This window comes from Phytohabitans sp. LJ34 (assembly GCF_052068095.1).
In the GTDB taxonomy this organism is placed as follows: Bacteria; Actinomycetota; Actinomycetes; order Mycobacteriales; family Micromonosporaceae; genus Phytohabitans.
The window spans coordinates 20666-43578 of the sequence record NZ_JBQHDG010000011.1 but is presented as its reverse complement, the minus strand read 5'-3'; the positions used below and the strand labels follow the sequence as shown (position 1 = coordinate 43578).

At 69.1% G+C, this 22913-nt stretch carries 22 protein-coding genes; 8 read left to right on the top strand and 14 right to left on the bottom strand.

Annotation, left to right across the window (positions count from 1 at the left end; translation table 11 throughout):
- Positions 1 to 37: 37 nt before the first annotated feature.
- On the bottom strand, positions 38 to 1105 hold the full coding sequence (locus tag ACTMTJ_RS20370) for a magnesium and cobalt transport protein CorA (protein ID WP_441218839.1): 1068 nt from the start codon (positions 1103 to 1105) through the stop codon (positions 38 to 40).
- Positions 1106 to 1375: 270 nt separating this feature from the next.
- Between ACTMTJ_RS20370 and ACTMTJ_RS20365 the strand changes: the two genes are divergently transcribed.
- From ACTMTJ_RS20365 to ACTMTJ_RS20355, 3 genes are read left to right on the top strand one after another with little or no spacing between them, the layout of a single operon-like run.
- Entirely contained in the window at positions 1376 to 2593 is a 1218-nt protein-coding gene (locus ACTMTJ_RS20365) for a hypothetical protein (RefSeq protein WP_441218838.1), read from the top strand.
- The gene (locus tag ACTMTJ_RS20360; protein ID WP_441218837.1) at positions 2586 to 3155 is read left to right on the top strand and encodes a hemerythrin domain-containing protein; all 570 of its coding nucleotides are present in this window, start codon (positions 2586 to 2588) and stop codon (positions 3153 to 3155) included. Before ACTMTJ_RS20365 ends, ACTMTJ_RS20360 begins: the two co-directional genes overlap by 8 nt.
- A gap of 33 nt (positions 3156 to 3188) precedes the next feature.
- Entirely contained in the window at positions 3189 to 3755 is a 567-nt protein-coding gene (locus tag ACTMTJ_RS20355; protein ID WP_441218836.1) for a hemerythrin domain-containing protein, read from the top strand.
- A 63-nt stretch (positions 3756 to 3818) separates the two neighbouring features.
- Here ACTMTJ_RS20355 and ACTMTJ_RS20350 read toward each other — a convergent pair whose 3' ends face one another.
- The 4 genes from ACTMTJ_RS20350 to ACTMTJ_RS20335 form a co-directional block, all read right to left on the bottom strand.
- Positions 3819 to 4283, bottom strand: coding sequence for a DUF4383 domain-containing protein (locus tag ACTMTJ_RS20350; RefSeq protein ID WP_441218834.1), 465 nt, complete (start codon positions 4281 to 4283; stop codon positions 3819 to 3821).
- Positions 4284 to 4369: 86 nt separating this feature from the next.
- On the bottom strand, positions 4370 to 5209 hold the full coding sequence (locus tag ACTMTJ_RS20345; RefSeq protein ID WP_441218832.1) for a cytochrome c oxidase assembly protein: 840 nt from the start codon (positions 5207 to 5209) through the stop codon (positions 4370 to 4372).
- The gene (locus ACTMTJ_RS20340) at positions 5206 to 5685 is read right to left on the bottom strand and encodes a DUF2243 domain-containing protein (protein WP_441218830.1); all 480 of its coding nucleotides are present in this window, start codon (positions 5683 to 5685) and stop codon (positions 5206 to 5208) included. The genes ACTMTJ_RS20345 and ACTMTJ_RS20340 overlap by 4 nt, the downstream gene beginning before the upstream one ends.
- Positions 5678 to 6223 carry a DUF1360 domain-containing protein gene (locus tag ACTMTJ_RS20335; RefSeq protein WP_441218828.1) on the bottom strand — a complete coding sequence of 182 codons (546 nt, stop codon included), beginning with the start codon at positions 6221 to 6223 and terminating at the stop codon, positions 5678 to 5680. The genes ACTMTJ_RS20340 and ACTMTJ_RS20335 overlap by 8 nt, the downstream gene beginning before the upstream one ends.
- Before the next feature lie 68 nt (positions 6224 to 6291).
- On the opposite strand from ACTMTJ_RS20335, the gene ACTMTJ_RS20330 reads away from it, so the two are divergent.
- Positions 6292 to 6468 (top strand): hypothetical protein, encoded by a 177-nt coding sequence (locus tag ACTMTJ_RS20330; protein WP_441218827.1) that lies wholly within the window; start codon positions 6292 to 6294, stop codon positions 6466 to 6468.
- A 7-nt stretch (positions 6469 to 6475) separates the two neighbouring features.
- Here ACTMTJ_RS20330 and ACTMTJ_RS20325 read toward each other — a convergent pair whose 3' ends face one another.
- From ACTMTJ_RS20325 to ACTMTJ_RS20315, 3 genes are all read right to left on the bottom strand, one after another.
- Complete coding sequence (locus tag ACTMTJ_RS20325; RefSeq protein WP_441218825.1) at positions 6476 to 6736, bottom strand: hypothetical protein; 261 nt, start codon at positions 6734 to 6736, stop codon at positions 6476 to 6478.
- Between the two features lie 137 nt (positions 6737 to 6873).
- A complete protein-coding gene (locus ACTMTJ_RS20320; RefSeq protein ID WP_441218823.1) occupies positions 6874 to 7812 on the bottom strand; it encodes a hypothetical protein in 939 nt (312 codons plus the stop codon).
- A 23-nt stretch (positions 7813 to 7835) separates the two neighbouring features.
- Positions 7836 to 11054, bottom strand: a complete 3219-nt coding sequence (locus ACTMTJ_RS20315; RefSeq protein ID WP_441218821.1) for an AAA family ATPase — start codon at positions 11052 to 11054, stop codon at positions 7836 to 7838.
- Positions 11055 to 11262: 208 nt separating this feature from the next.
- Between ACTMTJ_RS20315 and ACTMTJ_RS20310 the strand changes: the two genes are divergently transcribed.
- Together ACTMTJ_RS20310 and ACTMTJ_RS20305 are read left to right on the top strand one after the other, a co-directional pair.
- The gene (locus tag ACTMTJ_RS20310) at positions 11263 to 12312 is read left to right on the top strand and encodes a LuxR C-terminal-related transcriptional regulator (protein WP_441218819.1); all 1050 of its coding nucleotides are present in this window, start codon (positions 11263 to 11265) and stop codon (positions 12310 to 12312) included.
- A gap of 5 nt (positions 12313 to 12317) precedes the next feature.
- Positions 12318 to 12809 (top strand): hypothetical protein, encoded by a 492-nt coding sequence (locus ACTMTJ_RS20305; RefSeq protein WP_441218817.1) that lies wholly within the window; start codon positions 12318 to 12320, stop codon positions 12807 to 12809.
- 64 nt (positions 12810 to 12873) lie between these two features.
- Here ACTMTJ_RS20305 and ACTMTJ_RS20300 read toward each other — a convergent pair whose 3' ends face one another.
- The 5 genes from ACTMTJ_RS20300 to ACTMTJ_RS20280 form a co-directional block, all read right to left on the bottom strand.
- Positions 12874 to 13572 carry a hypothetical protein gene (locus ACTMTJ_RS20300; RefSeq protein WP_441218815.1) on the bottom strand — a complete coding sequence of 233 codons (699 nt, stop codon included), beginning with the start codon at positions 13570 to 13572 and terminating at the stop codon, positions 12874 to 12876.
- 44 nt (positions 13573 to 13616) lie between these two features.
- Positions 13617 to 14477 carry an alpha/beta fold hydrolase gene (locus ACTMTJ_RS20295; RefSeq protein ID WP_441218813.1) on the bottom strand — a complete coding sequence of 287 codons (861 nt, stop codon included), beginning with the start codon at positions 14475 to 14477 and terminating at the stop codon, positions 13617 to 13619.
- Between the two features lie 54 nt (positions 14478 to 14531).
- Positions 14532 to 15194, bottom strand: a complete 663-nt coding sequence (locus ACTMTJ_RS20290) for a class I SAM-dependent methyltransferase (protein WP_441218811.1) — start codon at positions 15192 to 15194, stop codon at positions 14532 to 14534.
- 742 nt (positions 15195 to 15936) lie between these two features.
- Positions 15937 to 17799 (bottom strand): 5'-methylthioadenosine/S-adenosylhomocysteine nucleosidase family protein, encoded by a 1863-nt coding sequence (locus ACTMTJ_RS20285; protein ID WP_441218809.1) that lies wholly within the window; start codon positions 17797 to 17799, stop codon positions 15937 to 15939.
- A gap of 133 nt (positions 17800 to 17932) precedes the next feature.
- Positions 17933 to 18619, bottom strand: a complete 687-nt coding sequence (locus ACTMTJ_RS20280; protein WP_441218807.1) for an SDR family NAD(P)-dependent oxidoreductase — start codon at positions 18617 to 18619, stop codon at positions 17933 to 17935.
- Positions 18620 to 18698: 79 nt separating this feature from the next.
- Here ACTMTJ_RS20280 and ACTMTJ_RS20275 point away from each other — a divergent pair, with 79 nt between their 5' ends.
- Positions 18699 to 19307 carry a TetR/AcrR family transcriptional regulator gene (locus ACTMTJ_RS20275; RefSeq protein WP_441218805.1) on the top strand — a complete coding sequence of 203 codons (609 nt, stop codon included), beginning with the start codon at positions 18699 to 18701 and terminating at the stop codon, positions 19305 to 19307.
- A 51-nt stretch (positions 19308 to 19358) separates the two neighbouring features.
- Positions 19359 to 19961 carry a hypothetical protein gene (locus tag ACTMTJ_RS20270; protein ID WP_441218803.1) on the top strand — a complete coding sequence of 201 codons (603 nt, stop codon included), beginning with the start codon at positions 19359 to 19361 and terminating at the stop codon, positions 19959 to 19961.
- A 611-nt stretch (positions 19962 to 20572) separates the two neighbouring features.
- Here the strand turns inward: ACTMTJ_RS20270 and ACTMTJ_RS20265 are convergent.
- Positions 20573 to 22909 (bottom strand): beta-L-arabinofuranosidase domain-containing protein, encoded by a 2337-nt coding sequence (locus ACTMTJ_RS20265; RefSeq protein ID WP_441218801.1) that lies wholly within the window; start codon positions 22907 to 22909, stop codon positions 20573 to 20575.
- Positions 22910 to 22913: the final 4 nt, after the last annotated feature.

Genomic DNA, 22913 nt, shown 5'->3' with positions numbered 1-22913 from the left:
CGCGGGCGCCCGCCGGCCGGGGGCGGGCGCCTCGGCCCTACAGCCAGCCGCGGTGTTTGAAGACCGCGTACAGGCTGACGCAGGTCAACGCCATCAGCGCGATCGCGAACGGGTATCCGAACGCCCAGTGCAGCTCCGGCATGTGGTCGAAGTTCATGCCGTAGATGGTGCCGATCAGCGTCGGCGCGAACAGGATCGCCGCCCACGCCGAGACCCGCTTGATCTCCTCGTTCTGCGCGAACGAGGCGACGGTGAGCCGGCGGATCTCCTCGTTCTGCGCCTGCGAGACAAGCGTCGCGTTGAGCGTGAGGATGTCCGCGAGGATCTGCCGGAAGCCGTCCACCCGCTCAGCCGCGGTGGTGGCGTGGTCGGCGACGTCCGCCAGGTAGCGGCGCAGCTCGTCGTCCGTGCCGTACTTGTCGAACCCCGCGGTCAGCCCGGCCAGGATGTCCAGCAGCGGACGGGCGGCCCGCTGAAAATCGACCACCTCCCGGGACAGCTCGTAGATGCGGCGGGACACCTTCGGGTCGCCACCGAACACCTGCGTCTCGATCTCGTCGATGTCGTTCTGCAAGCCCGCGATCACCGGCGCGTATCCGTCGACGACGGCGTCCAGGATCGCGTACAGCACGGCCTCCGGGCCCCGCGCCAGCAGCTCCGGATCCGCCTCCAGCCGGCGCCGCACGGCCGGCAGGTCCGGCGCCGCACCGTGCCGCACGGTGAGCACGAAGTTGCGGCCCACGAACAGGTGCAGCTCGCCGAAGTCGACCTCTTCCACGTCGTCGAGGTAGCGGGCCGCGCGGAGGACCACGAAGAGCGTGTCGCCGTACCGCTCGAGCTTGGGCCGCTGGTGCGCGACGATCGCGTCCTCGACGGCCAGCTCGTGCAGCCCGAACTCCTCGGCCACGGTCAGCAGCTGCGCCTCCGCCGGCCGGTACAGGCCGATCCACGCGATCCCGTCCGGCGTCTCGCGCAGCCGCTCGTACGTCTGTGCCAGCGTCGGTGGAGTTTCCACCCGCCGGCCGCGGGAGTAGATGGCCGAGGTGACGACGCTCTCCTCGACCGGCGCCGCCTGCTCGGTATCGGCCACCCCGCGCGGATCCATCGACAGCTCCGGCGGCGGAACGTGGGGGTGCCGGCCATCCAAACGGAGCAACCTGCGCGGACGCACGCGCGCACGCCAGTTGTCGGCCATGGCAAGCCTCCACAGAACCGGGATGGAAGACCGGCATCGGCCCGCTCGCGGAAGCAGCCTACACCGCCGCTCACCTGGGCACGTTATGCCTTCGACGGCTTCGATTAGATGAAATGGCCCCCGTCGTTTCGTGGGGCATCTTTCGGGTACGCGGCCCCCACGTCCATCGAGGGAGGCCACATGTTCAATCCGCTGGAGCACAAAGGTCTGGCGCTGGACCAGCAGTTACGGTCGTGGCGTGAGCTGAACGTCGACCCGATCGACCCGGAGGCCGTCGATCCGTACACGCGGTGCCGGATCATCACGATGAACGGGATCGAGGTGGAGTCGATCCTGTTCTCGCACCAGTTCGCCCGCAACTGCCCGGACGACGAGGTGCGCCGGCAGCTGGCCTACACGCGGTACGTGGAGAACCAGCAGCAGCGGGTGGTCAACTGGCTGCTGCCCGGGCTGGCCAGCGTGCTGGAGACGACGCTGGGCTACGAGCAGGTGGCGGTCGACCTGACCGCGTGGGTGGCGCGGCACGAGCCTGATCCGTACCTGCGGCAGGCGTACGAGTTCGGCGTGCTGGAGGACTTCGACCACCTGTACCGGTACGCGAACCTGTACGAGATGGTGGAGCGCCGCAAGGCGGAGAAGGTCGTGGACGCCCTGACCGAGGTGATGCCGGGCCGCCCGACCGCGGCCGAGCACCGCCACCCGTTCGACGAGGTCCGTGCGCCGTACGACAAGGACTCGGTCAACCCGCAGTCGAAGCTGAACGCGTTGACGATCCTCTCCGCCGAGCAGCAGGTGGCGATCTACTACATGAACGTCGGCCCGCAGTACATGGAGCCGATCGCCCGCCAGCTCTACCAGGAGATCAGCCTGATCGAGCAGGAGCACGTCACGCACTACGAGTCGCTGCTGGACGCCGGTGAGAACTGGTGGGAGCGGCTGCTGACCCACGAGTACAACGAGTGCTGGCTCTACCACTCGTTCATGGAGCAGGAGAGCGACCCGCGGATCAAGGCCGTGTGGGAGCTGCACCTACAGATGGAGTTGGGCCAGCTCCAGCAGGCCGCCGACCTGCTGCGCCGGCACGACGGACGGGAGCCGGAGGAGATCGTCGGGTCGGTGGGCGTGCCGGAGCCGCTGCTGTTCGAGCCGAACAAGCAGTTCCTGCGGAACCTGCTGGCGACCCAGATCGACCTGAACAAGCTGGGCGAGGGCTACGTCCGTGAGGCGCACGAACGGTTCGAGTGGATGCAGGAGCAGCTGCACGCGGGCGAGAAGCCGCCCAGCGAGCAGGTCATCGACATGCACCGGGAGCAGTTCGGCGACGAGTACCGCATCGAGACCGAGGGACCGCACCCGGTGGAGTCGCTGCGCGTCGCCGAAGGAGACCGCCGTGCCTGAAAAACCGGCCACTCCCGGTCCGAACGAAGACGTGGTCAGCCTGCTGCTGACCCAGCACGCCCAGATCGAGGAGCTGTTCCTGCTCGTCGCGGGCAGCACCGGCCAGGCCAGGGCCGAGGCGTTCAACGACTTGGTCCGGCTCCTGGCGGTGCACGAGACCGCGGAGGAAGAGGTCGTCCACCCGCTGAGCCGCACCTTGCCCGGCGACAACGACGCCGTCATCGACGAACGCCTGGCGGAGGAGCGGCAGGCCAAGGAGACCCTGAAGGTCTTGATCGACGGCGGCGTCGACGCGGACGGCTTCGACGAGGGCGTGCTGCTGCTGCGCACCAGCGTGCTGGCACACGCCCGGCACGAGGAACGCTACGAGTTTCCCCGGCTACGCCAACACGTGCCCGCCGACCGGCTGCGGCAGCTCGCCACCGCCGTCCGCGCCGCCGAGGCCGCCGCACCGACCCGCCCCCATCCCGGTACGGAGTCGGCGACCGCGAACGCCGTGGCCGGAGTCCCGCTCGCCGTCGTCGACCGGATCCGCGACGCCATCCGGAGCGCCGCCGACTGACCCCCAATCCCCCAACGCGGTAAGGAGCACACCATGGCGGCTGACGATGCGGTAACGCTGATCGAAAAGGACCACCGCGCTCTCGAGGCCCTCTTCGACCGGGTGACCGCCGGCGACGGCGATCGGGACGCCCTGATCGAGCAGATCAACGTCCGGCTGGCCGCGCATTCCCGCGCGGAGGAGGCCGAGGTATACCCGGCCATCGTCCAGGCTCAACCCGGAGAAGAGGAGGACGTCGAACACGCCCACCACGAGCACCACGAAGCCGAGCACCTGTTGCGCAAGGCCCGCAACCTCACCGTGTCGCCACACTTCGACGAGGCCTTCCAAGCCTTCGTCGGCGCTGTGCGCCACCACGTCGAAGAAGAGGAACAGAAGATCCTGCCCGCTTTGCGCAAAGCGGTGGACCAGGCCACCCTCGAACAGCTCGGAGCCGCTTTCGAACAGGCGCGCACCGAACTGCTCGGCGACGAATCGGGTGAGGACCTGGGACAGGCGACAAAGACCGAGCTCTACGAAATGGCCAAGGAAGCCGAAATACCGGGCCGCTCCACCATGACCAAGGACGAACTCGCCGAAGCACTACGCGACAACGAATGACCACCACGGCCGGGCGACGTCTCAGCGGCGTCGCCCGGCTCGTTCACAGCGCCCGCGGCTCCGTCACGCTCGCGAGGTACCGCGGCGCGGCGACAACAGCAGGCCAAGTGCGATCATGCCGACGGCCAGCCCCAAATGCAGCCAGTTGTCGGCCGTGTTGAGCGGCACGAAGTTGGCCCCGCTGCCGTGGTCGATCACCAGGCCGTAAAGCCACAGCACGGCGTACACGGCCCCGCCACCGATCAGGTAAAGGCGGGCGCCGGAGACTGTACGCGCGAGTGCGAGCCCGGCGATGCCGAATAGCAGGTGGACGATATTGTGCAGGATCGACACCTGGAACACGCCCAGCAGTTTGGCTTCGGACTCATGACCGGCGAACTGCATGTCGCTGAAGTTGGTCGTGATGCCCGGGATGAAACCCAGGATGCCGACCAGCAGAAACACTATCGCGACCGCGAGGGCGACGGTGCTGACGAGCGGTCTGGCGTGGATCTGATCCGCGGCGGCGGATCCGGATCTCGTGGCCATTGTTGACACCTCCCAAAAGAACGTGGCAGGCGCTTTCCCCACCCGGCAGCGAATAAACGGCGCAAACCACCCGGCCTTGGCACGGTTTAGTGGCGGTGCGCGGTACGGAAGCCCGTTCGGAGGTGGAGCGGGACCGCGGGAAGCGGATGTGACCGCGGGACGCGCCGGTACCACGTGGCGAACAAGGCGATGGCCAGCAGCAGCTCGGCGACGTCGCCGCCGTAGTACATCAGCTGGGCGGCGGTGCGCATGGCGTCGGCGTCGTGTCCGGCACCGGGAGGCAGGGTTTCGGCGTGGGCGTAGAGGTACTTGGCGAGTACCGCATGCCCGGCGGCCGCGGCCACGAGCGTGACGGCGCGCGCCGGCAGGCCCGGGCGGCGTGGGGCCGGGTCCGCACCGGCGATGGCCCAGGCGAACAGGTATCCGGCCGCCAGGTAGTGAAGGTGGACGCCGTGGTGTAGCAGCTCGTGATGCTCGGCCGCCGCGTACAACGGGGTCAGCAGCACCAGGAACATCCCTCCGGTGCTCAGCACGGCCGCGGTCACCGGGTGGGCCAGCACGCGCACCGGCGTCGTGCGCAACATCCGCACCAGCGCGCGCCGCACCGGCGACGGACCGGCGCGTAGCAGCAGGGTGACCGGGGCGCCCAGCACCAGCCCCAATGGCGCCAGCATGCCCAGCAGCAGATGCTGGACCATGTGCGCCCGCGGATCCCCGTTCACGTGAGGGGTCGGCGCGACCGCCGCGGCGGCGACGACCGCGCAACCGGCCAGCCACGCGCCGGTTCGCCACCGGCTCCAGGGACGCCGGTGCCGGGCGACCGTCAGCAGGTAACCGCCCGCGAGAAGGCCGGCAAGGAGCAGCAAGACACCGGCCGAGGGACCACCACCCGCGCCGGCGTGCGTGGCGTGGGCCGCCACGCTCATTGCGGGCCGTATCCGCGCCGCCCCGCGGACCGCGCACGCCCGATCACCACGAGACCCACTACCAGCAGCAGCGCCCCGGCGGCGTTCCACGCCAGGTCATAGGGCGGAAGGTGTACGCCGTAGCGGATCTGGTGCACGCGCAGCACCTTGTGATCCACCAGACCGTCGAAAAGCTGGAACACGCCGGCGCAGGCCAGAAAGCCACCCCACGCGGCCAGCCGGTGCAACACCCCCAGCCGGCGCAGGTCGGCCAGCCAGAACGCCCCGGCCACCAAGGCGAGCAGCTCCCCGGCGTGCAGGAGCCCATCCGACAGCAGCGCCACCGAGAGCGTGGACCGGTCGTAGAAATGATGCCAGCCAAGAAGCTGGTGAAACACGATCTCGTCCACCGCCGCCATCACCGCGACGCCGACCAGACCGGCGGCCAACACCGACGAACGCACATCCGCCAGACGTCGACCCCGCCTCTCAGTCATGTTGCTCGCTGCGCCGGGCAGCCGCGTACGCGAACTGTAGGAAGTCTGAGGCGGTGACCGCCGTCATGATCGTGGCCACGAGCCGGGTGGCTCGAGGTGCGAGCACCAGCCCACCGGTCAGCGCGCCAGCCACCCACACAGCCATGCAGAACGGGCAGCTGACCAACTCGCCGACCGCGTGCCGGGTAGCGCTGCCGTCGTCGCGGACCTCTTCGCGCAGCTCGGCGCTGCCCGCCGGTCCCTGATACCGGGTGAACGGCGCCCGCAGCGGGCTGGTCACCGCCTCTTTGGTCAGCAGCCGACTCAGCTTGTGCGTCGCGATCGACACCAGCACGACGTCGGCCAACGCCGGCCGTTCCGGCAGCCGCCGGCCGGTAGCCCGCACCAGGCCGGCGAACCCGGCCGCGGCCACGGTGAACCCGGCCATCGAGGCGACATAACCCGCCAACGGACGGCGCTCCCGCGGAGCGTACCTGCGCCCGATAGCTGCCGCACGGGCACGAAACCCCGCAACGACGGCGGTGGATTGCTGGTTCATGGTCACCTCTGTCCTGACCCGGATCCACGTCCAGCTCCCCGCGGCCGCGGACCTGGGTTGTGCAGCGGGTGTACCCCCCAAGAGCGGCATCAACCGCCACCTGCCTTTCATTCCCCGAGGAGTACGGCGTCCGCGAACGGGCGGACACGGCAATCGCCACCGTGCCCGGCGCCGCCCACAACGCGGTCACCACCGCGGGCGGGCAGGTCGCCGCCCTGACCGACCGGTTTCTGGCATCGAACTGACCTACGCCTAGCGGTTCTCGTCGGCGCGCGGCGACGCCATCCGCGTCTCGGCGTTCTCCACGCCGTCTTCGGCGCCGGCCGGGTTCACCATTCCGTCGTAGTTGTAGGCCAGGAGGTCGACCTCGCCGACCGGTCGCGTTTGCTTGGTGGGGATGTAGCGGTGCACCATGCCGCCGACCTCGATTTCGACCAAGCCGGCGCCGCCGGCCTCCACGACGTCGCCGTCTCGGGGTCCACCGACCAGAACCACTTCACCGTTGGTTGCCATGACCGTCAGCTACCCGCCACTCGACCAGCCAAAACTGCGGGAACTCCGGCCGGCTGTTCCTCGGCCGAGCCGGGTTCGGACATCTTGCGGTGCCGGAGGCCCCGCCCCGGCTCGCACCGTCGCTGGACGAGGACCTGCTACGGGTCGCTCCGGTCGTCCGCCGGAGAAGACGGCGCCGCTGGCCGGTCGGCGCCGCTCTGCGCCGATACCGGGCCGGCCTGGCCCGCGTCGCGTTTCTGGCCCTCGTCCGGTGCGGCCGGGCCACTCGCGGCTGGATCGTGATCGTCGGGCGTGACGGGCTGGAGCGAGCCGCTGTCGTGGTGCGGCAAAGCCATCAGCTGGATCATGACAACCAACGTCGGGACAATGATCGAAATCAGCGTGACCGGCACATACATCGTCGGTCTGGTCCCGCCCTCCCAGTAGCTCTTGTCCAAGCCTGTGAGCACTCCGAACACAGCCGCGCAGATCACGATATACGCTATCGATACGTATGCGGCCAGTTCGACCGCGCGGTGGGCCAAATGACGGATGCGTCGATTGAAGGCCGCGTGAGCGGCGACGGCGACGACACTCAACGCCAAGCAGCTGTTCAGCAGCCAGCCGATCCAGCCTGGATATGAGTCCCCTGTGACGTCTCGCAGGTAGTCGCGAGCCGTCACGGTCAGCTGCCCGACGACGATGACGGCGAGCGCGTACGCGACGACCCGTGTGATCCGAAAAGGCATCGAGTCGGACTCGCCGTGGGCACGGAGAAGCCAAGCGACACCGGCGAACAGGCCAAGAGCGCCGAAGCCGAGCAGCCCAGCCGCGATCATGGTCTCCGTCCAGGCCCGCGCACATGTCCTCTCGCCGGCCACGACGGCAAAGAAGAAGCTGTCCAAGGCGAACGTGAAGAAACCGACGACGAACAGAGCCAGGGCCTCCAAGGACCGCCTTGTCGGTGATCGACGTTCAAGGATCACGACGATCCCGGCGAAAACGAGGCTGGCGACCACTCCGGTCAACTGTGAGTGCAGTCCGGCCGAGCCGATCGGATTCCAGTCGACGCCGATTGACTCACATGTACCGTCCACGTAAACCCTTCCCGCAATCTTGATCAGGCTGTGGCGTAGGCGACGCCGACGGACGCGTCTCCCATGCCGAAGTACAACAGCCACTGGCCGCCGTGGTTCGCCAGGCCGCTGGCGAAGACGACGTCGGGTACCGCGCCGTCGCGTTCGGCGTCGTCGGTGACGGAGAGGATCGGGCCGCCGCCGCGGCGTAGGACCCGCGTGGGGTCGGTGGGCGAGATCAGCGCCTGCCCGACCGCGTACCGCAGCCCGGTGTCCGCGCCGTTGTAGACCAGGACCAGTCCCTCGGCGGTGCGGACCGGAGCCGGGCCCGGCTCGACCAGCCTGGCGTCGAACCGACCCGGGCGGGGCGACAGCACGGGTTGGCGTACCACGCGCCAGCCCCGCAGGTCCTGGTCCTTCGTCCAGGCCGCCCAGATGTGGGTGTCCCCGAAGTACATCCACCATCGCCCGTCGATGGGTTCGGGTAGCAGGACCGCCGACTTGGTCCAGCCCTGCGGCGTGTCGGGGAAGTCGGCGGCCGGAAACCAGTTGAGCCAGTCTTCGTCGGAGAACACGAGGCCGGCGCGTTGCCAGCGCCGCAGGTCGTGCGAGAACGCCATCGCGACCCGGGCGACCTCGCCGTCGTAGGCGGTGTAGGTCATGACGTACCGGCCATTGATCCAGGCCAACCGCGGGTCTTCGCATCCGCCGGGCAGCTCCCACGGCTGTTCCGGGACGAGGACGGGGCTCCCCGGCCAATGGTCGAAGTGGCGGCCGTCCGCGCTCGTCACCGCGGTGATGATCGACGGTGGCGGTAGTCCGCCCGCCGAAGGTCGCGCGGCGACCACCCGGCACAGCAGGGTTACGCCGCCGCTGTCCGCCCACGCGGCGGGATTGAACACAGCGACACCGCGGATCGGGCGCTCGCGGGGCCCGAGTACCGGATTGGCCGGGTCTTTGACGAACGGGCCGAGTCCCCAATGCCCGGCGAGCGTCGCCCACGAGCTTTCGGCGGGGCGGAAGACCGCGGCCGCCTGGCTGTACCCCGCCTCGCCCCACGCCGTGCGCACAGTGTCGAGCAGCTCGTGTACCTCGCCGAGGCGGGCGTGCCCGAGCTCGTCGAACAGCGGCTCGGCCAGCCAGAGCACCTCCGCCGCCTCCTCGTAACGTCCCTGGCCGGCGAAGAACTCGCCGATCTGGAACAGCCACTTGCCCGTCCCCTCGAGGCTTTCGAGCTGGTCGCGTTCCAACGCCAGCGCGACACGCAGCTCCGGTAGCCCGTGCTCCTCGTCGCCGAGATGGCAGGCGGACAGCCCGATCCACCCGCGGGCCGCGGCCTCCCGGATCGGTGAACGCAGCTCAAGCGCGTACCGCAGAGCCCGGCGCAGGTGCGGGATCGCCTCTGCCCATCGCCCCTGTTCGGCCAGCAGCTCGCCGCGCAGCTGGGCGAGGACCGCCGGCTGGTCGGGATAGTCCGGCACCGGTGTGTCGCTCACCGCGTGGTCGGCCTCGTCGAGCGTCGCGGCCGCCATCGCATAGTCACCGGCGCGCGTCGCGGCGATCGCGGTGCTTTCGAGCGCACGGAGCAGCACGTTGCGGCGGTACCGGTCCACGACCGGATGGGCGGCCCGGTCGAGGATGGGGCGGATCAGCTCGACCGCCGAGCGGATCAGCTCGGGACGGGCGAAGTCGGGATTCGCGTTCGACTCGATGCCCGCCATCATCAGCATGTCGGCCCGGACCACGGGATCGGAATGCTCACCGAGCGCTTGCGCGGCCTGTAGCGCGGCGCGGGCGTCGTCGAAGCGCTGGAGGTAGTTCAACGCGCGGGCCACCGCGACCTCGGCCGACGCGCGAAGGGCGATCGTCCCGTCATTCGCGGTCCACGTCCGCGCCGCCTCCGCCAGGGCCAGCGTCGAGCGCCTCAGGCCTTGGCGCACACCAGCTTCTACCCCACGGTGAACACAGATCAGGGCATGTTCGACCTGGCCGGCCTCGTACCAATGGTGGGCCATCGCCCGGTAGCCGCCGAACGTGTGACCTCCCTGCCGCTCCAGCAGCTCGGCACAGCGCTCGTGCAGATACGCGTGGTCGTACCGGTCGGTGGAGACGCGGGCGAGCAGCAGGTCTTGCAGCAGGTTGACGGCGAAGGCGTAGCTGCCACTCTGCGGACCGTCACCGCTGACCAGCATCGCCCGCCCGCGGCACAGCCGGCGCAGGGCACCACGCACCTCTGACAGTGGCAGCTCCGCCACCTCGGCGATGTCGTCCGGACGCATCGGCGGGCCCAACACGGCGCAGACCTCCAGCACTCGGAGGTCGACCTCGGGCACCCCGTCGAGCCGCTCGTTGAGCACCGCCTCGAGCCGCTCGGGCAGCAGCAGGCTCCTCTCGTCCAGGCCGCGGATCGCGTCCTGCACCGACGACTCGGTCCACGTGGTCGGGTCCGGAAACCCGCGGTGGGTCAGCGCGTACAGGTACTCCCCGAGATAGAGCGGGTTTCCTCCGGTGCGGACACCCACCCAGCGGGACAAGCTCGACGGCGGAGCGAACCCGGTCAGCTGTCGCACCAGCTCCGCCACATGCCGGTCGCCCAGACCCCCCAGAGTTAGGCGCGTGGTCGTAACGAACCGCGACAGGTCACGCACGATCCGCTCGATCACGTCGCTCGTCGCGCCGTGCGGTCGGTACGCCGCGACGAGCAGCATGGGCACCGGATCGTCACTCGCCCGGCGCATGATGTCGAACAGCAACGCCGCGCTGTCCTCGTCCATCCACTGAAGATCGTCGAGCACCAACACCAGCGGCCGCTCCGCCGCCAGCCGGTGGGCCAGGTCGACAAGTTGGTCGGCGAGGGCTGTCGCCGGGTGACGACTCGCGCCACGCTCGGCCTGCACCGCCTCGATCGTGGCGCCGAGGATGCTGCCGACGGCGGGCACCGCGGCGATCACCTTCGGCGCCACCGCCCACACCAGCCTGCCCAACCGACTGACGCGACCGGCACGCTGCTCCCGCTCGGCCAGGGTGCGCAACGCCGAGGCGAGTGGACCGTAGCCTTCGCGATGCCTGGTGGAATGCCCCAATCCCACCCACGGCGGACTCGGACCCGCCTCTTGGCCCAGCTCGGCGACGAAACTCCGCAACAGCATCGTCTTACCGATCCCGGCATCGCCAATGATCGGAACCACATGCCCCGAACCGGCACCCACGACATTCGCATACGCCTGCCGCAGCATGCCCAACTCGTGATCCCGATCGATCATGGGCGGACGCGGCAGGCCGACGGACATCAGCACATCCTCTATCCCCTCCCCCGCCGCCGCAGTCCCGATCACGACAAGTCGAGGGCCGCGCTAGTTGCGGAATCTAGCAATGAATTCTGTGATGATCCTTCAGGAATGCAGACATCGTCGTACTCCAGTGCTTGTATCGCTGCGTACCGAGGTCTGTCGGTTCGGGGGAGGGTCGTACGTGGCAGGCAGGAAAACGGGGGTGCTCGCCATTGGTAAGGCCGTACCGGCGCTGGTCCGCTGGGGTGTCTCGGCGGACGCCGATTTGGTGTATCGGTGTCTGCTGACCCTCGGGCCGCAGACCGCCGGGGAGGTCGCGGTCGAGCTCGGCCTGGGGATGCGGAGGGTCCGGGCCGCGCTAGACGAGTTGCTGGCCGTCGCCATCGTCGAGGTGGAGCGCGAGCCGTCGGGGCACGGCACGGACGCCTCGGCCTGGCGGGCGCTGCCCGCGGACGCGGTCGTGACGGCCCTGCGGCGGCAGGCGTTCCGGCGCGCCGCCGCGGCCACCGGCGCCGATACTGAGCCGTTCGAGCGGCTCACGCTTCCGGCGCGGCTCCTGCCGGACCGCGAGTCCCGCCGCCGGCGCATAGCCGAGTTGGCGGCCGTGGAGCGGGTCGAGCACCTGTCGATGCAGCCCGAGCAGGTTTTCAGCACGGACGAGCTGGCCGTCGGGGCGCCGCTGGATGTCGCGGCCCTGCGTCGCGGCGTCCGGATGCGCACGCTGAGCCGCCCGCCCGCGGACGGCGACCGCTCGGCGCAGCACGCGATCGAGTTCGGTCGGCTCGGCGGCGAGTACCGGGAGGCGGCGCGGCTGCCACAAAAGCTCATGATCTTCGACCGGCGGGTGGCGCTCCTGGCCGTCGAGCCCTTCGACCTGGACCGTGGCACGTGGGAAGTCGTGGACCGAGCCGCGGTCGATTCGCTCGTCAGGCTGTTCGTCCGCCATTGGGGAAACGCGGTGGACCCGAGCCGAAACGGCGTACCCGCGATCGTGTTGACATCGCGGGAGAAAGCGATCGTCGCGCTGCTCGCCAAGGGGCATACCGACGCCGCCTCCGCGCATCAGCTCGGCATGTCCACCCGTTCGCTCACCTACACGCTGCGGGGGTTGATGGACCGTCTCGGCGTCGACAATCGCTTCCAGTTGGGCCTCGCACTCGGCGCACTGAACGCGGCGACACCACCCGGCCTATCCACACCCGCCGACATCATCGATGGGGGAAACCATTGAAATACTTGACCGTGCTGGCCGCCGTGCTCGTCACGCTGTTCGTCGTCGCTTCACCCGCGGCGGCGGATCCCGGATGGGAGCGCATCCCGTGCTTCTCCGGAGCCATCGAGCACGCGGAAGCCACCGGCGGCGACTACATCACATTGACCGGATATCTGGACTGCGGTGTGTCGCCCGACAACCCGGGGCCGCGGTGGGGATACGCGGCCTACATCGCGGGCCTGCCCCACGGGACCCTGAACGACGAGGACATGCACTGGTACTCATTTGGGGACAGGACGGCCTTCTCCAACATGATGCTGGTCGAGCCGCTCCCAGAGCTGGGGATCTGTGTCGTCACGGACTACGACGTGCGGATCGCGTGCGTCAAAGTGACCCGAAAGAGCTCGACTTCGCCGGTCCAGGTGTGGGCCACGTCCGTCGACGACGAACTTGTCAACAAGCCGTTCCAACGCCGGTCCGAGGGGGATCCCAATCCGGTCTGCGGCCATTGCTAGTGCGCTGGCCCGGGTGGGCGGCCGAAGGCCGCCCACCCGGTGGCGTCCGGTTCGTCGCCGGCCGTCACAGAAATTGCTCCTGCCGCCATGAGCGAGGCGCGATCGTGGGCGGCCCAGGCAGCGCCGGCTTGATGGCGTGCCAGCTCGCCCGCCATGTGCTCGGCCCACGTGCGAGAGTCTCGCAAACGTCGTCGGCCAGCTCTACGGGGCGGCGGCCGCGCCAGGGGGTATCGACGAATATCTGATAGTCGTCGTCCAACCGGAGGGCCACCCGAAACAGTTCAGGGTCACGATAGTGATTGGCCACCCAACTGACGGTGAGGCTGTGAGTCCGCAGCACATCGCGGTCCACGTGGGTCAGGACGAGTCGCCCGGCGGTCCGCTCGGCGGTCTCCCAGGAATGGTCACCGGCCGCCCGCCGCACTTCCGCCTCGTATTGAGCGGTCCGGAAGGAGACACCGCGCCGCATGGGCACCTCGAGCAGCCACTCCCAGTGCACCAGGTCGCCGTCAGCGCTGATGGTCACGTCGGTCGATCCGCAGCCGTACACGCCGCAGGTGCACCGGGCGATCGGCACCGTCCGCGGCCGGGGGCCGGCGAGAAGCCGGTTCGTGGGAATCAGCAAGTCGTACGGGTCCATCCCGAGACCCGCGCCCGCCGACGTCATCTCGGTGCCGTTGACGTAGACCTCGACCTGAAAGCCACCCCTGGCATCCTCGGGCGCGGGCACCACCGCCAGGCGGAGGGTATCGATCCCAGTCATGCCAACATCATCCCCGCGGCCGGCACGAACTCGTACCGAATTCACTACGCGAGGAAGCGGTGCAGCGCCGCCGCCAGGTCGTCGGGGTTTTCCTCGGCAACGTGATGTCCGGACTCAATCGGCTCGCCCCGCAGGTCCGGAGCCCACGACCGCCACACAGCGAGCGGATCGCCGTAGAGATCCTCCATGTCGTCACGGGTCGACCACAGAAACAGCGTCGGACAACGGACGGTGCGACCGGCACGCCGATCGGCTTCCTCATGATCGCGGTCGACGCCGAGACCGGCGCGGTAGTCCTCCAACATCGCCCGCACGGTGGCTTCGTCGTGGATGGCTTCCCGAAGTTCGCGGTAGTTTTCGACGCCCATGGTCTGCGGCCGCGCGCTGTCGTACCAGGCGTCAGGATCGGCGGCGATGGCCCGTTCCGGCTTGTCCGGCTGGGCGAAGAAGAACCAGTGGTACCAGTCTCGGGCGAACCTCGCGTCGCATCTGGCGAGGGCTTCGCTGATGGGCACACCGTCCATGACCACCAGCCGGCTGACCGCGCCGGGATGATCCAGCGCCAGACGTAACACCACGTAGCAGCCGCGGTCGTGGCCAACCACGGCGAACGTCGAATGGCCCAACTCCGCCATCAACCGGACCATGTCTCCGGCCACCGCACGCTTGGACTGCTGGAGGTGGTCCGCACGAAGCTCCGCTTTACCGGACTGCCCGTAACCGCGCATGTCAGGGCAGACGACTGTGAAGCCACGACTCACCAGCCGTGGAGCGACACGATGCCACGTCGACCCGGTACGCGGATGCCCGTGAATGAGCAGAACCGGAAGCCCTTGCCCGGCATACCGGACCCGCAGCTCCACCTCCCCCACCCCGACCCGCGTGTCGATGAAACCGTCGAACATACGCGGCAAGTACCCAACCCGACGTGTTTCATCGCCTGTTGGCCGTTCCCCTGGCTAGGCGGCCTGCTCCGGGCGGTTTCCGCTGCCCCAGTAGAACGGACCGGCGGTCGGATGTACCTTGATGCGCCAACCGATCCGGTCCAGCTGTCGTTCGAGGTCCGCCGGCGAATGCGGGACCTTGAGGATCCGATAGGCCGTCCCGTCCGTGAGCCGCCGTTGAATCACCGGGGAACGCTCCCCCTCGATGAGCTCCTCGTCCGTGCGATACCCGTCGTCGACGAAGAACACCCGTCCGTCCGGTTGGAGACAGTCGGCGACCAGCGACCAGAACGACGCGAAGCGTTCGGCCGGAACGTGCGACAGCCAGAACCCGAAGAACACGACATCGTAGCGACGGTCCGGCCGCCAATCGAACAGGTCTGCCAGCACGAATCGCACCCGCCGCGGGCCCACCTTTGCCGCGGCGATGCCGAGCATCTCGGCGGAGGCGTCCACGGCCGTGAGCTCCGTGGCGTGTCGCAGCAGCTGGCTCGTCCAGGTGCCTGGACCACAGGCGAGCTCGAGCACGCTGCCGGCAGGCCGGAAGGCGTCCAGCGCCTCGACCAGCTCACCACCGCCGGGAAGCGGGAGCGCGTGGTCGTCGTACTCGGGCGCGACCGCCCGATAGAACGCGGCCTGCTCGTCGAGCAACGCCGCCAGATGATCACCATCGCCCATCCGTCGACTATCGCCGAACCTCGGCCGAGCCGCAACGGCAAGGCGGCACGCTCGGGGCCCCGACCGTCCGCTGCCAGGCCCGCGGCGATCTCGGCCCGGCGGGTCCGCGGCGGCCGGGGTGGCGCGGAGCCGGGGGGCGGTGCTGGGGTGCGGCCGCGGGCGAAGACGTACAGGCGCAGCACCAGAAACCGGCCGATGCCGGCCAGCGCGGAGGCGCCGAGGTAGACGGCCTGCTCCCAGCGGATGCCGGCGGATGGCCGCACCGCGTGCAGAAGGAGGACAGCAGCGGAGGTGACCAGGTAGGCGGCGGTGGCCGAGCCGGCGGACTGAAGGTGCTCGTGCCATCGCGCGCGCCGGCCGGCGCCGAAGGTGAAGCGTGCGTGCAGCTCCGTGCAGAGCAGCGTGGTGGCGACGGTGATCAGCGCGTTCGCCGCCACCCATGGCATGAGGGTGGCCACCAGCGGCACCGCGGCGCTGGAGGCGAGACCGACACCACCGCCGAACAGGACGAACCTGGCGAACGAGCCGAGTGCGCTCTGGCCAACCGGTCGGGTGGCGGCGGTGTCGGGCTTTCGCATCATGCTCTCCAACGGCCGGTCGTCATCTGGCGCCCGGCGGCTCGTATCTCCGCCGTGCACACCGACCCTGGCCGCCCCCGCTGACACCGCCCTATCAGCGCGCTGACACGCACGCCTCGCCCGCCTCCACGCGATGACAGGCGCTCACCCGGCGTGGGACGCCGCTAGCAGGCGGGGCGGGTCCAGGCCTCGCCGTCGTCCGGTAGCGCGGCGTCGGGCACGAGCCGCACCTCGTAGTCGGCCGAGGGCAGCCGGACCACCTCGGGCGGCACCGTGCTGTCGCCGATCGGCCGCAGGAGCACCCAGTACGAGTCGCCGTCGCTGGCGACCACGCTGGCGGCGCGGTCCGGTGGGCGCCGGCACAGCGCCAGCGGGTCCTCGCCGGGGTGCCGTGGTGTGATCGTCGCTGGGCGTACCGGCGTCGGCAGAGCCGCGGATTCGTGGTCGAACGGCACGTAGCCGAGGTCCAGCGCGATGCGACCGGCGGTCGCCCGCCCGTCGAGCCAACTCACGATTCCCCAGAGCACCGCGGCGAGCAGAGCCGACGACGCCACGAGGGAGGCGGCGACGATCCGGTGTGCCCGCCACCGAGGAGCCGCGCCGCGAAAGTCGCGGATCGAGGGCATGACGTCGGTCCACGCCTGTTTGACGAACGCCCAGGGTGTGGTCTCACCCGTGTCTTCGGCTCGCCGGTGGAGCCGCAGCTCGCGGCGGATCCACAGCCCGAGGAACGCCATCGCGACGCACACGGTCGTGAAGAACAGCACGAGGGGCCACGGTCCGGGCAGCCATCTGTTGGTCGCGGCGGCCAGGACGAAGAGGAGCGCGAGTGTCGCCGCACCGATTCCGGCACCGCCAAACAGGTGCTGCGCCTTCTGCCTGCCCGCGCGGCCGGTGAGTCCAAGGGCGAGCATCCCGACGATCACCACGGCCAACGACCGCCCGACGCTGTCCGAGATGAACGCCAAGCCGCTGAAGGTCGTCAGGCACAGCATGGTGGCCAGGGCGGTTGCGGGTACGGCGGCGCGGGTCGGTTCACCCGCGGGCAGCAGTGCGGCACCCGCGACGAGGGCGATCAGCGCGACCGCGGTGACGGCGAGACCGAGGACCGCCTGGAAGAGGAGCGGGCCCACCATGTCGGCGACGCCGATGGGCAGCTCGCTCGCCTCGGCACCGAGCGCCCCGTAGAACCCGTCGAGGGCCAGCCGGATCGCGTAGTACGCGACGATCCCGAACACCAGGAGCGACACGACCGCCGCGGTCGCGAGACGGCGGCGGGTGACCCGCCTGGCCCATCGCTCGCGCGCTTCGTCCTCCGCCCGCACATCGCTGAAAGACCTGATCAGCGCCATCGCGAACGCGGCGGCGTTCGCCGCCGCTTTCGGTTTCCACCCCGCGGCGTCGGTCTCTTTCTTGGTGCCGTCGGCGGGGTCGCTGATCCCACGGATCGTGAGCGCCACTCGCGCACCGCTCAGATGGTCCGCCCGCAGCACGCCGGAATCCTCCATGTCGACCGCGGCGGCGTCGTCGTACCGGGCACGGATCGAACCCACGTCGCCGTCCTGGAGCACCTCTCCGGCGACGATCGGCGCGAAATGCACCGCGGTCGACGACTCCAGATGCGCCTTCCACGCGCCGGTGCGTTCGACCTGGTGAGCTATCTGGACCAATTCGTGCGCGGCTTCCCAACTGCGGACCCGTGGGCGAAACCCGTCCGGCGTCCGCACTCCGCTGTGGTAGTTGTAAACGAGGGTCCCGACGACCACGTCGCCGAGCTTGACCTCTTTCCTGAGCCCGCCGGCCACCCCGACGAACAGCATCGCTTTCGGGGTGAACAGCGCGCTCGCGCGCTCGGTCAGCGTCGCGGCGGTCTGGTTGCCGTCACCGATGATCGCGAGCGCCACCCGGCAGGTGCTGCCACGACCGGTGCCGATCTCGAAAAAGGTCCCCCGATGGCGGATCACCTTCAACTCCACAAGGTGGGAGCGGATCGCCTCGTACTCGGTCTTGATAGCGGTAAGCACCACGACATCGGCGTGGACCCCGGACTGGTTCAACAATCTCCCTCCGCAAGCGACCGATAGTCACATCGACGCAGCGGAGATCGCATCCGTCAATCGGTTGACTTCTTCCGGGACCGACCTCGGCGGTCCGGTACACCTACCAACTCAGGTGGCCGAACTCGTCGGTGAAGGTCCCGGTCGGGCCGTCCGCGTCGAGCGTCGCCAGGCGTACGACGGTCTTGGCGCTTTCCACCGCTGGCCTTCCGACGCCGAAGGCGGCGGTCATGTCGGTGGCGGTGGTGCCGGGCTCGAGTGCGTTGAACTTAACGCCCGGCTCGGACTTGGCGTACTGGACGGTGAGCATGGTGGCCGCCGACTTGGACGCCGCATAGAGCGCGAGCGGCAGGTTGAACTCCGGCCGGTCGGGATTGGTCACGGCCCAGAAAGATCCCATGCTGCTCGACAGGGTGACCACCGTGGGGTTCGAGGACTTTCGCAGCAGGGGCAGGGCTGCCTCCGTGACCCGGACGATCCCGACCACGTTGGTGTCGAACACGCGCAGGGCCGTTGGTCCGTCGACGCCTCCGGCTCCGAGGATGCCCGCGTTGTTCACCAGGACGTCGAGTCGACCCTCGGCTGCGTCGATCGTCGCCAGCGCTTCGCTCACGGACGCGTCGTCGGTCACGTCGAGCCGCACGAATCGTGAGCCGAGCGCCGCCGCGGCCTTCTCGCCCCGCTCGGCGTCGCGTGCGCCTATGTAGACGGTGTGGCCCAGTTCGAGAAGCTGTTTGGCGGTCTCGAAACCGATGCCCTTGTTCGCGCCGGTGATCAGTGTGACGGTCATGCCGGCCACGCTAGCCCACTTTTGTACCGATCGGTTGGTGAGGCGAGTCACGTTTTGTACCGAGCGGTAGGCTAAGCGCATGAGCACCGATAGGCCGACCACCGGACGACCCCGGGCTTTCGACGAGGAGACGGTCCTCGGCCGCGCCGCCGAGGTCTTCTGGCGCTACGGCTACGAGGGGGCTTCGCTGAGCGCCCTCACCAGCGCGATGGGCATCAACCGGCCGAGCCTGTACGCCACGTTCGGAAGCAAGGAGCAGCTGTTTCAGCGCGCCTTCGCCCGCTATCACGCGACCCAGGTGGCCAGTGCCCGCGCCGCACTCGCACAACCCACCGCGCGCGCCGCCATAGAAGCCTTTCTCCGCTCCAGTGCCGACGCCCTCACCGCCGACGACCACCCCGCCGGCTGCCTGTCCATCCAGGGAGGCCTGGCCTGCTCGCCGGAAAACACCCACATCTCGGAGATCCTCGCCACCGGCCGGGCCGCCACCGAGTCCGCCCTCGAAGAACGACTGTCCCGCGCGGCGAAGGAGGGAGACCTCCCGCCGGGGATGGACGTCCGGGCGCTGGCACGATTCGTGATGGCACTCAGCGAGGGCCACGCCGTCCACGCCGCCGCCGGCGCGAGCCGCGAAGACCTCCACGCCTCCATCGACATCGCCCTACGGGCCGTCGCGCTCCGGTCCTGATTGCTATCGTGGCGCGGTCGTTATGGATGGTTGCTAACCAAGGGGGATCCGTTGACGCCAGTAGCCGCCGCGTGGACTGTTCGCGAAGCAGTCGACCGGATCGTCCAGCTCGGGCTCACCAGCCCTGACTCCGCGGACGCGATGACGAGTTCCGGGCACCGCGACGACCTGGATCAGTCGTTGCTGGACGGCTATGACTCGCTGCCCGAGGCGCTGGCCGAGATCCTCGAAGAAGCCGGCATCGGGTTTCAGGTCGGCACCGACGACGACGTGACGCCCGGCTACGAGGCTGACGCGTACGGCTCACTTCTCGAGGAAGCCGCGCAGTGCACCGGCGGCCTGATCACCATCACCGACGTCGAGATGGGCCAGGACGACGGGTCCGGGCCGCGTCTCGAGTTCCGGTGCAACGACAAGCCGTGCTCGTGGCCGGTCGAGCTGCGGGGCGAGTACCTCGACCTGATGGCCTTCACCCAGTACATCGACGACCTGAACGCGCCACCACGGGTGTGGGACAGCATCGACGTCGACGAGAGCGAAGGCTGCGACCCCGGAAACCTCGAACTGAGAAACTTCTACTTCTTCGGCGAGCGCACCGCACTCCGTCAGCTCGCCACCGACTTCGGCGTCAAGCTCGTCCGACTCGGCGACTGAGATTTGACCTCCGCGCCCCTGACACAGCGTCACCAGCACTCGGACAGGACTCCGAGATCTAGCGACCTTTCGGAGTCAGGGTCTGCTCGAAACAGGTTTCCCGGATTCGCGTCAGCGGCGGACCGCCGCTCCCGCCGGAGACCGCTGCGGCCGGCGGCTCGCAGCGCTCGCCGAAACCCCCGGCCTCCGCTGCCACGCTCGCGCGGCAAGCCCTGGTGAGGAGATCGTGGTACTTGAGACCCCCTATGGGGGTCTGGAATACCACGATCTCTTGGGCACGACTGGAGGCCTTCGCGGGCCGGCTGTGGGCCGATCTGTCGGGAAGGCGATCGAGCTGCACGCAGCAATGCGTCCACACCCGACGGCCTCCCCTGCTGGCGGCGGGCCGAATAGGGGTGGCCACTCCAGGGAAGCAGAGCAAAGGCACCCCCGCCCGCACCTACCCAGCCGGGGCCGTAAGGCCCGGCGCAGCCGCCGGGGTGAGCGCGACCAGCGGCGGACGAGTGAGGCCGCGGGAGCAGCGGTCTGGACCACGACGGACATCGCGGTAGCTCACATCTCTGTCCAAATAGGCATCCAGAGGCCGAAGCTACCCCGACTCCGAATGCTGTCTAGTTGACGCGGACGAGGCGCCAGCGGTTGTCGGCGCTGCCGTTGTCGGGGTCCTGGACGGCTTGCGTGCCCCAGGCGGTGCCGCCGTTGAGGACGCCGAGGAGCTTGCCGCTGTTGGCGTTGCGGATCTTGTACGTGCCGTCGCCGTTGTCGACCAGCGTCCAGCGGTGGTCGGCGGTGCCGTTGTCCGCCCACTGGAGCACGCGCGCGTTGTCGGCGGTCGACATGTTCTCCACGCCCAGCACCTTGCCGCTGTGGGCGTTGCGGAACCTGACCGCGTTGCCGTCGGTCACCATCACCCAGTTGTGGTCGGCGGTGCCGGTGTCGCCCCACATGACGGCCAGGCCACCGTCCGCTGTGGACATGTTCTGCACGCCCAGGACCAGACCGGTGGCGGCGTTGGTCAGCTTGTACGTGCCGCCGGTGCCCCCGCCCGATCCGGTGTTCCAGTACACGGTGTAGTTGAAGCCGTGCGCGTCGTGGAACGGGCCGATGTTCACGGTCGCGCCGTTGGCCGTCGCCGTGAACGCGAGCGCGGTGGTGCTGGTCCGGGTGATCGTCGAGGTGTTCAGCGAGGGCAGCGCGCTGAGCGACGTGTTGCCGTAGTTGCCGCACAGCACCGCCGGGCCGTACGTGATCGCCTGGACGTTGGTGTTGTCGTTGGCTGCCTGCATGATGACCCGCATGGGCAGGCGTACGGTGATCGTGTCACCCGCCGCCCAGGTCCGGGTGACGGTCGCGTAGCTGCCCGGCGTCGTCGAGACGCTCTGTGCCTGGCCGTTGACGCTGATCGTCGCGCCGCTGGTCCACGCGGGGATCCGGATCCGGACGCTCCACGAGCCGCTCATCGTGCCGGCGAGCGTGAGCGTCGTGGTGTCGGCGACCGGGTACGTGGTGCTCTGCGTGACGGTGATGCCCCGCTGCGACCAGTCCAGCACCGACGGCACGAACAGGTTAACGGTGAGGGTGGTGCCCTCGTAGAAGTAGATGGAGTCCATCAGCCTCGTGTTGACCTCGACGCCGGTGCCCTGGCAGCACCAGAACGAGTTGTAGTCGGTGCTCCACGTGCCACCGCCCCACGCCGGGCCGACGCCGCGGCGGCCACCCGGGTTGAGTGGCGTGAAGTAGGTGATGTGGCCGCGGCTGTCGGCGGGGTTCTGCGCGCCGATGAGGTGGTTGAGCAGCGCTCGCTCGTAGTAGTCGAAGTAGGCCGCCCGGTTCGGGTCGATCAGCCACAGCTCGCGGGTCAGCTTCAACATGTTGTACGTGTTGCACTGCTCGCACGTGTCGGTGTTGAGGTAACCGGCGATCGCGTTGGGCGCCCGGAAGTGCTCGGCCTGGCTGTTGCCCCCGATCGCGTACGTGTGCGCGTTGACGGTGATGTTCCAGGCGTTGGTGGCGATGTCGCGGTAGCGGGTGGTGCCGGTGGCCTTGTACTCGCGGGCGGCGCCGATCCACTTGGGCACCTGCGTGTTGGCGTGCAGCCCGTTGAGCTGGTCCTGATTGGACGCGAGCGGGTTGAACACCGCGGCGTGGTCGAACCGTTGCGCGGTCGTCAGCCAGCGGCCGTCGCCGGTCTGCTGGTAGATGTCGGTCAGCACGGCGTTCATGCCGCCGAACTCGGTGCCCAGCATGGCCTGCATCTGGCTGGCGGACAGCCGCGAGGTACGCGTGTCCACCCATCCGGCGAGCGCCAGCAGCACGGTGCGGGCCTGTGTGTTTCCGATGTACCGCCACGCGTCGAGCAGTCCGGCGAGCGTCTTGTGGATGCAGTAGTAGGGCACGTTGCCGTTGCTGAGCGTGCGTGCCTCCAGCGCGGCGAACTCGGACTCCGGGAAGCCGGACAGGTAACCGGCGCCGAACCCGGCGGCGCCGTTGTTGGCCTGGCACTTGGCCATCTCGGCGACCATGTAGTTGGCCTTGTCACGGCACGTGGTGTCGCCCAGCACCGCCCACGCCTGGGCCCACGCGGTCAGGAAATGCCCCTGCATGTGTGTGCGGAACGGGAAGGTCGGGCTGTCCCAGCCTCCGTTGGACGCCGCGCCGTTCGTGGAGAGCCGGTGGTTGGCGCGGAAGTTGTAGAGCAACCGGTCGACGTCGACGAACCGCAGGTAGTTGAGCGTGCGGGTCTGGTTGTCCATGAACCGGCCGGCGGTGAGCCGCACCTGGCCCAGCGGAAACGAGTACGCCGAGACACCGAGGTCCGCGCGTGCCGGCGGGAGCTCGGCGGCCGACGCCGCACGCGGGCCGAGGAGCTCGGCTCCGGTCGCCGACACGAGGGCACCGCCCGCGGCGGCCTGCATCAGGCGGCGCCGGCTCAGAGGCTGGGAAGGCATGAGA